This window comes from Thiorhodococcus mannitoliphagus, assembly GCF_010915725.1.
GTDB classification, from domain to species: Bacteria; Pseudomonadota; Gammaproteobacteria; order Chromatiales; family Chromatiaceae; genus Thiorhodococcus; species Thiorhodococcus mannitoliphagus.
Genome location: NZ_JAAIJR010000002.1, coordinates 42,568 through 55,435 on the forward strand (window position 1 = coordinate 42,568; position 12,868 = coordinate 55,435).

Annotated in this window: 10 protein-coding genes; 6 read left to right on the top strand and 4 right to left on the bottom strand. The window is 61.3% G+C overall.

Annotated elements, in window-relative coordinates; translation table 11 throughout:
• Positions 1-119: 119 nt before the first annotated feature.
• On the top strand, positions 120-1,283 hold the full coding sequence (gene ftsZ, locus G3480_RS00835) for a cell division protein FtsZ (RefSeq protein ID WP_164651758.1): 1,164 nt from the start codon (positions 120-122) through the stop codon (positions 1,281-1,283).
• Positions 1,284-1,540: 257 nt separating this feature from the next.
• Positions 1,541-2,452 (top strand): UDP-3-O-acyl-N-acetylglucosamine deacetylase, encoded by a 912-nt coding sequence (gene lpxC / locus G3480_RS00840; RefSeq protein WP_164651759.1) that lies wholly within the window; start codon positions 1,541-1,543, stop codon positions 2,450-2,452.
• On the opposite strand, the gene G3480_RS29395 is transcribed toward lpxC, so the two are convergent.
• Complete coding sequence (locus G3480_RS29395) at positions 2,449-3,117, bottom strand: DciA family protein (RefSeq protein WP_420824601.1); 669 nt, start codon at positions 3,115-3,117, stop codon at positions 2,449-2,451. The genes lpxC and G3480_RS29395 overlap by 4 nt on opposite strands.
• Here G3480_RS29395 and G3480_RS00850 point away from each other — a divergent pair.
• The 4 genes from G3480_RS00850 (at position 3,079) to G3480_RS00865 (ending at position 9,373) form a co-directional block, all read left to right on the top strand.
• Positions 3,079-4,005, top strand: a complete 927-nt coding sequence (locus G3480_RS00850) for a M23 family metallopeptidase (protein ID WP_164651761.1) — start codon at positions 3,079-3,081, stop codon at positions 4,003-4,005. The two genes, G3480_RS29395 and G3480_RS00850, sit on opposite strands and share 39 nt — an antisense overlap.
• 122 nt (positions 4,006-4,127) lie before the next feature.
• Positions 4,128-6,962, top strand: a complete 2,835-nt coding sequence (gene secA / locus G3480_RS00855; protein ID WP_164651762.1) for a preprotein translocase subunit SecA — start codon at positions 4,128-4,130, stop codon at positions 6,960-6,962.
• A gap of 256 nt (positions 6,963-7,218) precedes the next feature.
• Positions 7,219-8,430, top strand: a complete 1,212-nt coding sequence (gene argJ, locus G3480_RS00860; RefSeq protein WP_164651763.1) for a bifunctional glutamate N-acetyltransferase/amino-acid acetyltransferase ArgJ — start codon at positions 7,219-7,221, stop codon at positions 8,428-8,430.
• Positions 8,431-8,434: 4 nt separating this feature from the next.
• Positions 8,435-9,373, top strand: coding sequence for a Nudix family hydrolase (locus G3480_RS00865; protein ID WP_164651764.1), 939 nt, complete (start codon positions 8,435-8,437; stop codon positions 9,371-9,373).
• Between the two features lie 13 nt (positions 9,374-9,386).
• Here G3480_RS00865 and G3480_RS00870 read toward each other — a convergent pair whose 3' ends face one another.
• The 3 genes from G3480_RS00870 to G3480_RS00880 form a co-directional block, all read right to left on the bottom strand.
• The gene (locus G3480_RS00870; RefSeq protein WP_164651765.1) at positions 9,387-9,587 is read right to left on the bottom strand and encodes a DNA gyrase inhibitor YacG; all 201 of its coding nucleotides are present in this window, start codon (positions 9,585-9,587) and stop codon (positions 9,387-9,389) included.
• 70 nt (positions 9,588-9,657) lie between these two features.
• On the bottom strand, positions 9,658-10,425 hold the full coding sequence (zapD, locus tag G3480_RS00875) for a cell division protein ZapD (protein ID WP_167752448.1): 768 nt from the start codon (positions 10,423-10,425) through the stop codon (positions 9,658-9,660).
• A 432-nt stretch (positions 10,426-10,857) separates the two neighbouring features.
• Positions 10,858-12,834, bottom strand: a complete 1,977-nt coding sequence (locus G3480_RS00880; RefSeq protein ID WP_164651766.1) for an LOG family protein — start codon at positions 12,832-12,834, stop codon at positions 10,858-10,860.
• Positions 12,835-12,868 lie beyond the last annotated feature (34 nt).

The following is a 12,868-nucleotide window of genomic DNA, read 5'->3' on the forward strand; positions in this document are numbered from 1 at the left end:
CGGGTCGAGGTTGGCTGGCACCTCGGTCAAAGTCGGGGGCGGCTGCACGGATAGCCTATGCAGCCGAGGGCGTTAAGTTTTCAAGGTGGCGCACCAAGTGCGCTCGAGGAGAGAAATCAATGTTCGAACTGATGGATACCCACAGCCAGAATGCCGTTATCAAGGTCATCGGTGTCGGTGGCGGTGGCAGCAACGCGGTCAATCATATGGTCGCGTCGACCATTGAGGGCGTCGATTTCATCTGTGCCAACACGGATGCCCAGGCGCTCAAGAGCTCGAACGTCAAGACCATCCTTCAGCTGGGTGCGGGGATCACCAAAGGCCTGGGCGCTGGCGCTGATCCCGAGGTCGGTCGCAACGCCGCGGTTGAGGACAAGGATCGCATTCAGGAGGCACTGGAAGGCGCCGACATGGTCTTCATCACCGCCGGTATGGGTGGTGGTACTGGAACCGGTGCGGCACCCGTGGTCGCGCAGGTCGCCAAGGAGCTTGGCATCTTGACCGTCGCGGTCGTGACCAAGCCCTTCCCGTTCGAGGGCGCCAAGCGTCGCCGGATCGCGGAGGAAGGCATCTCCGAGCTGGCTAATCACGTCGATTCGCTGATTACCATCCCTAACGAGAAGCTTCTTGCCGTGTTGGGCAAGGACATGAGTCTGCTCGATGCCTTCAAGGCGGCCAACGACGTGTTGTTCAACGCGACTCAGGGGATTGCGGAACTCATCACCTGCCGCGGCTTGATCAACGTCGACTTTGCCGACGTCAAGACCGTCATGTCCAACATGGGTGTCGCCATGATGGGGACAGGCTCGGCCAGTGGGGAGAATCGTGCCCGTGAAGCTGCGGAAGCCGCAATCAAAAGCCCCTTGCTCGAGGATATCGATCTTGCCGGTGCCAAGGGCATCTTGGTCAACATCACCGCCGGTCTCAGTCTTACGATCGGTGAGTTCGACGAGGTGGGCAATACGGTTCGGGACTTCGCCGATGATGATGCGACGGTCGTCGTCGGTACTGTTGTGGACCCAGAACTCGACGAAGAGTTGCGTGTCACCGTGGTGGCGACCGGGCTTGGTGAGCGTCGTGTCTCGGTCAAACGCCCAAGCAGCGAGCCGGCGATGCGCCTGGTGAGCGGCGACAGCGACGACAGCGCCCCGGACTATCGTGAGATGGATCGGCGGCCCGCCATCTACCGCAAGAGCGGTGCGTCGACTCCGGCTGAGTCATCCGAGGAAAGCGACCTCGACTATCTGGATATCCCCGCATTTCTGCGTCGCCAAGCCGATTGATGAGGGCTTTCCCTCTCCCATAGAATCTTTTAAAAACAAGGAGATCGTGCTTGATTTAAAGTAAAGCTTGAAAAAATTTCGGGAAAACCCTAGGCTATCACTGTCGCGCGGCGTCACTGTAGCGCGCAGCACGCGTGCAACAGATGATGATCGCCTGTCCTGGCTCAGCATGATTCGGCCGTGACGGCGGCAGATGTTGATTCAGCAGGCTGATATTCCAAATTCAGCCGCCAGGGATTGCTAGGGGGTCCCGACCGATGCTCAAGCAGCGTACCTTGAAGAATGTGATCCGGGCCACCGGTGTGGGCTTGCATACGGGCGAGAAGGTCGAGATGACGCTTCGCCCAGCGGCACCTGATACCGGGATCCGGTTTCGTCGCCTCGACTTGGACGCAGCGGTTGAGGTCAAGGCTACGCCTTTCACTGTGGGTGATACGCGACTCTCGACCACGCTCATTGAGAATGGCGTGAGGATATCCACGGTCGAGCATCTCTTGGCGGCCTTCGCTGGGCTTGGTATCGACAATGCCTATGTCGATCTGAGTGCGGCGGAAGTGCCCATCATGGACGGTAGCGCCGCGCCCTTCGTCTTTCTCTTGCAGTCAGCGGGCGTGGAAGAGCAAAGTCAGGCGAAACGCTTTATTCGTATCAAGCGTCCGATCGAGGTGCGTGATGGGGATAAGATCGCGAGATTTGCACCTTATGACGGCTTTAAGGTGGCATTCGCGATCGATTTCGATCATCCTGCGTTCAGCTCGGAGACCAATCAGGCGCAAATCGACTTTTCAACCGCGTCCTTCGTGCGCGAGCTGAGTCGGGCGCGAACCTTTGGCTTTTTGCGCGAAATCGAGGCGCTCCGCCAGCAGAATCTAGCGCTTGGCGGAAGCTTGGACAACGCCGTTGTCGTCGACGAATACCGGGTTTTGAACGAAGAAGGGCTCAGGTACGAGGACGAGTTCGTCAGGCACAAGATCTTGGATGCGATCGGTGATCTCTATTTGCTAGGCCATACGCTGATCGGGTCCTTCTATGGGTACAAGTCCGGGCACGCCCTGAACAATGAGTTGCTACGGCAACTGGCGTTGGAAGCGTCGGCGTGGGAAGAAGTGGTTTACGAGGATTCTTCTGCGGCGCCGATTTGCTACGCTCAGCCTGTGCCTGCAATCTAGGGCTCTGTAGTTGACTTATGGCGCGCATTGCGGCGAGCGAGGCGTCGATAGGCATCGCTGAGTCGCGGATCCATCTGGTGCGCTGCGGCCTCGTAGAGGTGCTGAACGACTTGCTCTGAGAGTCGCGGCCGCTGATCGCAATTTAGCTGAGCAGGCGGTGCTGGCAGCTTAGGTCGTGTCTTGAAAACAGCTTCTTTGATTCCTCGAGTACGCAAGGCGGCGAGAATCTGATCGGAGAAGAATCTGGCCTTGGTCTGCCAAGCCGGAGAATCGAGGAAGATGGTTAGCGTGTTTCCGCTCACGACCCCTTCGACAACGTGTGGGCTTATTGCCGCGGGCAGGGATTCTCGTATCGCGCCGTCTATTTCCAAGTCTTCGCGGGCCTGATTCAGTAGAGGGCGGGCGAGCTTGCTGGCCTTCAAGACATCCCGAACGTGTGAGAAACGCGTGCGCACAAGCGGGGGACTCCTCATTGTTTGCCGTTTCTGAAGCGATGATACTCCCCAAAACGACAACGAACTCGTGATCTGGCTGGCGCACTCTATGTGACGCAATGGATCCATTGCCCAATGGATATATTGGTGACTGTGCGTGCATTTTCGATAATCGAGCAGCAGAGATACCACATGTTTCACACCCACAAGGCTCGAAGGAGTCGCGGCCATGCCGTGGTCATCATTCTAGCCGTTTTGGCTTTTTCCCTCGCTGGTGCCGGGCTTGGTTTCTGGGTCGGGCAGCAGGCCGTCACTCCCAATGTTGCCAGCATCACGATCGACCGATCTGACCTCGTCAAGCTCGTGACTCAGTTTGACTCAGCGTCGCAGACATCCAGTGACATGGATGCCATCGTCGTTCGTTTAGGGGAGATGCAGGCGCAGTTGATGCGTATCAACGCCCTGGGCGAGCGGCTGGTCGAAATGTCTGGGCTCAACGCCGATGAGTTCGACTTCGAGAATCCACCGCCTCAAGGTGGACCTGAGCAAGGCCCGGTGAAGGACTACACCATCAAGGAACTGGCGAGTGAGCTGACCAGCGTGGTGAGCTTGATTCAGGACCGTGAGCGCAAGCTCGACCTGATTCAGGACTTCATTATGGAGAAGGATCTTGCGACCAAGGCCCTTCCTGCCGGCTGGCCTGTTCGCTCGGGCTACGTCTCCTCGAAGTATGGTTTCCGGATCCACCCCGTGAAGAAGGTGCGCCTCTTCCACGACGGTGTCGACTTCGCGAGTCCACGGGGTTCTCCGATATTTGCGGTTGCGGACGGCGTCGTCACATTCAGTGGTCGTAAGGGCGGCTACGGGAAAGTCGTCGACATTCGTCACATTGACGGTCTTGTTACCCGCTACGCCCACAATTCGCGCAATCTGGTCAAGGTGGGGCAGATGGTTCACCAGGGACAGAAGATCGCGAGCGTGGGTTCGACGGGGACCGCCACCGGCCCCCACGTCCATTTTGAGGTCCGGCGGGGCGACAAGGCCATCAACCCCATGCCCTACCTGCGCTCCAAGCCGAGACAGACGCTTGCCGCCAGCGGGGCCGATCTAGACAGCTGAGCGTCGCGCACCAAGCGCTGATTCTGCAACAGGGGTGTTTCGACTGATGAAACGCCCTCCCACCTTCGTCAGCGAAATCCGGTATCATCCGCCGATTTCTCCGACAGCTTTATTCTCATTCGATGGTTACAAGCATCTTTCGGAAGATCTTCGGCAGCCGTAACGAACGGCTCGTCAAGACACTCATGAAGACAGTTGCGCGGATCAACGCGCTCGAGCCAGCGCTGGCGCAGCTGTCGGACCAGGACCTTGCCGGCAAGACGGCCGAATTCCGCCAAAGGCTTAGCGCCGGCGCCGATCTCGATAGCTTGCTTCCCGAAGCCTTCGCTGTGGTTCGCGAAGCCAGTAAGCGGGTGCTGGAGATGCGCCACTTCGACGTCCAGATGGTCGGCGGCATGGTGCTGAACGACGGTAAGATCGCCGAGATGCGCACCGGCGAGGGCAAGACCCTAGTCGCAACCCTAGCCGCCTATCTGAATGCGCTGCCGGGCAAGGGCGTGCACGTCATCACGGTCAACGATTATCTGGCACGCCGCGACGCTGCTTGGATGGGGCGCCTCTATTCATTTCTGGGGTTGTCGGTCGGCGTCATCAACTCGTCCGGTGGCATGGGGCCAGATTCTGCCTCCTACCTCTACGATCCAGATTTCGAGCCGAACGGCAGTGGCGGCTACCGTCACCTCAAGCCGGCGACTCGGCGCGAGACCTACGCGGCCGACATCACCTACGGCACCAATAACGAGTACGGCTTCGACTACCTGCGCGACAACATGGCGTTTACGCCGGAGCAGCGTGCTCAGCGTGACCCCTTTTACGCGATCGTCGACGAGGTGGACTCCATCCTGATCGATGAGGCGCGCACGCCGCTCATCATCTCCGGGCCTTCCGAGGGAAGCACGGAACTCTACAAGCAGATCAACGGCTTGATCCCCCGTCTCAGCCGGCAGGCACCCATCACGAACGAAGAGGGGCAGCCGGATTTCGGCCCCGGTGACTACTCGGTCGACGAGAAGCTTCGCCAGGTTTATCTCAGCGAAGAGGGGCACGAGCAGGTTGAGCAGATGCTGGTCGAGATTGGGCTCCTTGATGAAGGGGCCGGGCTCTACGATCCCAGCAATATCGTTCTGATGCATCATGTGTATGCGGCGCTCAGGGCCCATGTGCTCTTCCAGAAGAACGTCGAGTACATCGTGCGCGATGGTCAGGTCATCATCGTCGACGAATTCACTGGCCGCACCATGCCAGGCCGCCGCTGGTCGGAAGGCTTGCATCAGGCCGTCGAGGCGAAGGAAGGGGTTGCCATCCAGCCCGAAAACCAGACGATGGCCTCCATTACCTTCCAGAATCTCTTCCGTCTCTACCCCAAGTTGTCGGGTATGACGGGTACGGCGGACACCGAGGCCTACGAGTTTCAGCAGATCTACGGCCTGGAGGTCGTGGTCATTCCGACCAACCAGCCCATGGTCCGCGACGACGGGGGTGATCTGGTCTACCTCACGTCGGACGAAAAGTACGAGGCCATCATTGCGGACATTCAGGACTGCGTGAAGCGCGGCCAGCCTGTTCTGGTGGGAACGGCCTCGATCGAGACGTCAGAGCTGGTATCGGGCCTGCTCGAAAAAGAGAAGATCCCGCACGAGGTCCTGAACGCGAAGCAGCATGAGCGTGAGGCTGGCATCATTGCTCAAGCCGGTCGTCCGGGGGCCATCACCATTGCGACCAATATGGCCGGTCGCGGTACGGATATCGTGCTCGGGGGTAACCTCGAGGCCGAGCTTGAAGAGGCTGGTCCTGACGCGGATCGTGAGGCCATCAAGGCAGGGTGGAAGGAGCGGCACCAAGAGGTGCTCGCGGCGGGTGGTCTGCATGTCGTCGGGACCGAGCGGCATGAGTCGCGCCGCATCGACAACCAGCTGCGCGGGCGTTCTGGCCGTCAAGGCGATGCGGGCTCGTCTCGCTTCTACCTCTCGCTCGAAGACAACTTGATGCGCATCTTCGCCTCCGACCGTGTCGGGAAGATGATGCAGCGTCTTGGCATGCAGCGCGGCGAGGCCATCGAGCATCCCTGGGTCACCAAGGCCATCGAGAATGCTCAGCGCAAGGTCGAGGGCCGCAACTTCGATATTCGCAAACAGCTCCTCGAGTACGATGACGTCGCTAACGATCAGCGTAAGGTCATCTATCGTCAGCGCCGGGATCTCATGGATGCGGTGGATGTCTCGGATACCGTCGATGCCATGTGTGCAGATGTCCTCAAGGGCTTGATCGACGGCTTCATTCCTCCCGATAGCCTCGAGGAGCAGTGGGACGTGCCCGGATTGAGCGAGGCCTTGGCCGATCACTTCGGTGGCGACTGGCCGCTGCAAGAGTGGCTGGACCAGGATCACGATCTGCACGAAGAGAACCTACGCAAGCGTATCCAAGACACCCTGCTCGATCGCAATCGCGCTAAGGAAGGGCTTATCGGCGCCACCAATATGCGGCAGCTCGAGAAGGCGATCATGCTGCAGACGCTCGATACCCACTGGAAGGACCACCTTGCCGCGATGGACTATCTGCGCCAGGGGATCCATCTGCGCGGCTACGCTCAGCGCAACCCCAAGCAGGAGTACAAGCGCGAGGCCTTTCAGATGTTCTCCAGCATGTTGGACGGCATCAAGCAGGAGGTCGTGACGACGCTTGCGAAGCTGGAGATTCAGGCCGGAGGCGTCCAGGACGGTCTCGCCGATCAAGGGAGACGCGCACCGGCGGACGCCGGCTTCGAGTTCAAACATGAGGTCTTCGAAGGCTTTGGCGAGGGCGAGTCGGATGCCCTGTCGGAAGATGCGCAGCCTCAGGGCGACGCCGACTCTGAGCATCAGCCATTCGTGCGCGACGGCCGGAAAATTGGTCGGAATGAGCCCTGTCCGTGCGGCTCGGGCAAGAAGTACAAGCAGTGCCACGGCCGAGTGAGTTGAGATGTATGCTGTCGCGATCCTCACGCCGGGGTCGCGACATCGGGCGCCTCGGGTCGAGGATCAAACATCGCCCGCCATCTTCGTCGCCGCCCTGCCGCTATCCTTGCGGGCTAGACTCCTAAGATCCTCGCTTTGAGCGGGGCTGATCCAACGGGCTTCAGTCGTTGGGTCACGGACCGAATGATGCACTCAAGCGAAGAGGCTTCTTGTTGGCGGCTGGCGGTTCTTCTTCAGGTCTATCGAGGTTCAACGGCTCATGAGTGCCTCAGATCTCCCCTTTGCTCCTGTCTCGGGTGTCCGTCTCGCGGCGGCGGCGGCTGGCATACGCTATCGAGACCGGGACGACCTGGTCGTCTTGGAGCTTGAGCCCGGGAGCACTTGTGCTGCGGTGTTCACGCGCAACGCCTTCTGCGCGGCCCCCGTCACCATGGCACGCAATCACCTCGCCCAAGCGGCGCCACGCTACTGGCTCATCAATGCGGGCAATGCCAATGCCGGGACTGGACAACAGGGTCTCGCGGCCGCGCGAGCCTCTTGCGAGGCACTTGCCAAGGTCATGGGCTGCCAACCGCAGGAGGTGCTGCCGTTTTCCACTGGGGTCATCGGCGAGCATCTCCCGGTCGAGCGCATTGCCGCTGCCTTGCCATCGATGGTTGGAGCACTCTCCTCCGGCGCCTGGCCTGATGCCGCCCGCGCCATCATGACCACGGATAGCGTCCCTAAGCTGCGGACTCGGCGGGTCGAGATCGCGGGACGAACCGCGACGCTCACCGGGATCGCCAAGGGGGCGGGGATGATCTGCCCGGATATGGCGACCATGCTTGCCTTCATCGCAACCGATGTCGCTGTGGCGCCAGATCTGCTCAAGCAGTGCCTTCAGACTGCTGTCGATCCTTCCTTCAATAGCATCAGCGTTGACGGTGATACCTCGACGAACGATGCCTGTGTCATCGCCGCGACGGGCGCGCTCGGCAATGCGCGCATCACTGACGCTGGGAGCCCGGACTACGCGGCCTTATCCTCGGCCCTCGAGGGCCTTTGCGTCGAGCTTGCAACCGCCATCGTGAGAGACGCCGAGGGTGCGACCAAGCTCGTCACCGTTGACGTCCAGCAGGCCAGAGACATCGCAGAGGCGCGCCAGGTTGCCTATACCGTGGCCCATTCGCCCTTGGTCAAGACAGCGCTCTTCGCCTCGGACCCGAATTGGGGCCGCATTCTTGCGGCCGTCGGCAGGGCGGGCATTGCCGATCTCGACATCGATCGAATCAAGATCTCCCTGGGTGACGTCTTGATCGTTGAAGACGGAGGCCGGGCGCAGGGCTATGAGGAAGCGCAGGGTGCGGCGGTCATGGCCGAGCCAGAGATTCTGATCCAGATCCTGCTGGGTCGCGGCGATACCCAGGCGCGGGTCCTGACCTGCGACTTCTCCTATGACTATGTCCGGATCAACGCCGAATACCGCACTTAGCAAGATGCGGATTCACGTCATGGCGGGTGCCATCGCGGACGTCGACGGCCGCATTCTGGTGGCGAGGCGTCCGGATCATGTACACCAGGGCGGCCTTTGGGAGTTTCCCGGCGGCAAGCTGGAGCCGGGCGAGACTCCGGAGCAGGGGCTGAGCCGCGAGCTGCGCGAAGAGCTGGGCATCGAGGTGGAAGCCAGTCGTCCGCTGATACGCATCCATCACGACTATGGCGACCGGCATGTCCTGCTCGACGTGCACCGCGTCGACGCCTACTCAGGGACTCCGGTCGGCCGCGAGGGGCAGCCGCTTGCCTGGGAGCGTCCAGATGCCATGGACGCCGCACGCTTTCCCGCGGCGGATCGCCCCATCATCAATGCCTTGCGGCTACCCGAGCGGCTCATGATTACGGGTGAGGACCCGACGCAGCCTCATGTCTTCCTGGCACGGTTGGAGCGAGCCCTGGCCGACGGGATTCGGCTCGTACAGCTGCGCGCTCACAGACTCTCGGATGATGCCTTTCGCGACCTGGCGACGCGGGCATACGCCGTTTGCGAGCAGGTCGGGGCGCGTCTGCTGATCAATCGCGGTCTCGACGTTGCCGGCCAGGTGCCGCGCCACGGGATTCATCTAGGCAGCGGACAGCTCATGGCGCTTTCCTCGAAACCGGGGTGCGCCGATGAGCTGGTCGGCGCCTCCTGCCACGACCTCGGGCAGCTGACGCGTGCTGCCGAACTCGGTTTGGACTACGCCCTACTGTCGCCGGTCAAGCCGACGCTGAGTCATCCTGACGCTGCACCCCTTGGATGGGATGGCTTCACGGCGCTTGTCGAGCAGGCGGCACTCCCCGTCTATGCCCTCGGGGGGCTCAGTGCCTCGGACTGCGCCGAGTCCTTCCGGCGGGGCGGGCAGGGCATTGCCGCAATCCGCGGTCTTTGGCCCGCCTGAGCTGGTCCTAGCTTCAATGATGGGCCGGTCCGTCCTCGGATGGCGGTGGGTCGTCGCTCGGGACATCTGTCGGGTCGCTGATTCTGTGGTTCTCTTCGATCCAGTCGCCGAGATCGATCAATCTGCAACGTTCGCTGCAGAAGGGGCGCCAGCGCGCCGCCTCGGTCCACTCGACCGGGCGTCCGCAATGGGGACATGCAACCACTTTAACCATATTTCTATCGAAGTACCGCTATTGGCAGCCAGGGCATGGCCCGGTCTCGGGTCTATGCGCTCGACTTGCCCTAAAACACGCAGCAGGTGAGCTTGAAGTCGACATCGTCGAAATGCTGTGTCGCGCGCCCGCGGGCCGCTGCGTTCATGAAGCGAATGCTGAAGCGGTTCTTGTGGCCGCTGATCTCGGGGAAGATATTTTGATCAGCGGCAACGGCGACACGCACCATTTGGGCCGGGGCCAGGGAGTCCAATGCCTCTTGGTAAAATCCGCCTTCGGCGCTGACCTGTCGCGAGGCCGAGCTTGAGCGCACCAGGGAGAGCGCGAGCTGGATGGCCTCGATTGCGGGCTTGAGGTCCTCGAGCCACTCCGTGAACCTGGCCTGACGCAGCTCGGCGTCTTGAATCACCCAATAGTGGAAATGGGGGAGATCAAAGCTACAGGTGCCGCCGGGGATACTGCTGCGCTGGGCGATGGCCTTGAGGAACTCGTCCTCGCGGGCCATGTGGCCGATCGGCCCGTTCAGCACGTGGATGGCATCACTGGCCCGCCTGAGGTCGTCCATCACCTCGGTCAAGGCGGCCTGATCCACGCCGCGCTGCGATGATAGGCGATCGAGGCTACTGATGTGACGGTCGAGCTCCTTGAGCAGCTCATTGCGAACATCGGCGCGTGCCGTAACGGCGACGATGTCAAGCAGGGTCGCGATGGCGCTACGCGATCCGCGCGGATCCTCTTGATGAATGCAGTAGTCGAGCTGCTTGAACAGATGCTCGAGCCTGAGGAAGGTGCGGATCCGCTCGTTCAGCGGATGTTCAAAGGTGATCAATGTAGACACAGCCTTGTCTCGTGCCCAGTGAGTCGCGGTGACTAAACCTGCGGCTTGCCAGGCGACCAAGTGAGAATTCCGGCAGTACCGACCTTGTCGGACTGCGTGCCGGCCAGTGGGTGCGATCGCTTCATACCACCCGGAGGCTCCGAGGGGCCTTCGTCACCTCTGGTGGATCCTTGCGTGCCTCTCGCCACTGCAGATGGTGGCTCTTGCGCGCGCTCTGCCGGTCTTTAGCGTGCTCTGTACTTGGATGTCAGTCCAATGCCCGGTTGGGATTGTCCTGATTTCAGCGGTCGCTGTCACGGGGATCGCTACGATGATGGCCCGATTGAAGGCCGATTCGTCTCAGAAATCGGCGATTCGCTTAGGGATCGGCTCGGTTCGTCGGAGCAGGTCGGACTTTCGATGGGTGCTGCAGGTGACGAAAGTCCGGCCCCCTCAGCCGAGCCTTAGGGCCTGTTTATAGAAGCGGGGCACGGCATCCGCATCCGTCGTCATCAGGATCTGGTCGATCAGCCAGGACGGAACACGCTCTTGTCGCGCCATTTGGGCGAGCTGTATGCGCAGGCCCTCCCAGTAGAAATCCCCCCCCGTGCCATCGAAAAAGACCAGCGGACCCGTCTCGATGACGCCAAGCTTCATGTCGGTGAGGGTCAGACCGATCTCCTCCAGGGTGCCTACACCGCCGACCAAGAAGAGATGGAAGCTGGCGATCTCGAACCAGCGTTGGCGGGCTTGTCGGCTGCGGGCTTGGAATGTCTGGTAGAACTCCGCGCTCTGGTTGGTGGTCTGGTCGACCGTCTCGATGAAGCTCGAGCCCACCATGAGCCCCAGTCGATGGGCGATATCCGTGACCTGCTGCATGGCGCCAGGCCCGCCGCCGGTGAGGATGCCGATATCGCTGCCGAAGAGTGCACGCAGGTTCTCGAGCAGACGCTCGATCTGCTGCAATGCTTGCTTGCTGACTGGCTTGATCGAGCCGTAAATGGCGAAGATGAGGCAAGAGCTGAATCTGTCGACCTTGTCAGGCGTGGTGAAATAGCCGCGCAGTCCGCGGAAGACATGGCGGACGATGTGGCCGCGGTCTTCGTTGCACCAAAAGACCTCGAGCCCGAGGCCCTCGTAATCCGCGAGGCGTCCATGGTCGCGGGACGATAGGAAGGGGCCGTGCTCGAATGAGGCACGCCGAAACACGACGCGCCGGATGGCCTTGCGCAGCCCTGCGGCGCAGATCTGGCTGTGCTCGATCAAGTTTGGGAAATAGCCGAGCAGCAAGGTCGCCTCCGCGCCATCCGGGAGCTGCGCGAGGATCTGAGTTCCGTACTCGCTGTGCGTATCGATCTCCAAACCTTCGGCGACCAGGCTCGCGGCAAGATCGGTTCCACCGCGCGGGTCTCTCGGGCCGCGCGGTTGCGTCCAGAGCAGTTCTGGATTGTCGCCACGCAGCAGGCCTCGAGGATCGCGCGCGACCGCGACCATGCGATGTGAATAACGATCATGCACGGGCATGGCTTCGAGGCGCTCGAAGATGTCGAGCAAGGCTTGGCAGCCGGTCTGATCCGAGGTCTCGCTCGCATCCGGGTGCGCGGTCGAATGCCCGTGCCAATAGCGGCGCCTAGGCTCGATCCGGATGGCCTCATGGACGGAGGCGGCGACGCTGGGATTGATGATGAGCTGCTCGGTGCGATTGATGAACTCCAGATAGACGTTGGTCCCGCGCGTGGAGACGGGGTCCAGCACGGTTGCCTGCAGGTGGAAGCCGAGCGATTCGTCGAGGTTCCTGAGCACGATGTAGTGGCGGTGCAGGAACATGGAGCAGGCAGTCACCAGGCCGTCGTTGGGCAAGAGTTCGATGTGGTCGACCGTCTCGCGAATCTGTAGCCGATTGAGCAGGTCCTTGCCATCCGCGTGGGTCGCGATGGCCGTGACCTCCTCGGTTGTCAGCGGTTTCTGGAAACGAAAGATCTGCTGTTGCGGCCGGATGATGAGGTAGCCATTGCCGTCGAGCGAAAAGCCGGCTGGCACTTGCAGGCGGTTGTCGCGAATCAGCGCATGAACGCTTGCGGAGTCCAAGCGATTGTCGGCTGGGCAGAAGACCAATCGTCCCACGCGCAACCCGGGCACCACGATACGCGCGAGATGCTCGCCAATATCGTATGAGCGGATCGCGGCGATGATGCGTAGCTGCAGGTCGCAGTGATCGCTATCGAAGGCCGGCGTTCCCAGCGGCAGGATGTTGATTCCGAGGCGCGCGAGCCTGCTGCGGGCCGCGAAGACGAGGTCTGCCTCGCGGCCTCCGGCCAGCTCGCGAAAGGCGCTCGAGATGGAGAAGCGCGCGGCGACGGTGAAGCCTGTGTCGTCGGCGGAGATGACTTGGGTGATCCAGCCGTCGCCGGTTTCCGGGGTCGCGTACATGATGGGTCCTGTCGAGATGGGTCCGATCGAGGCG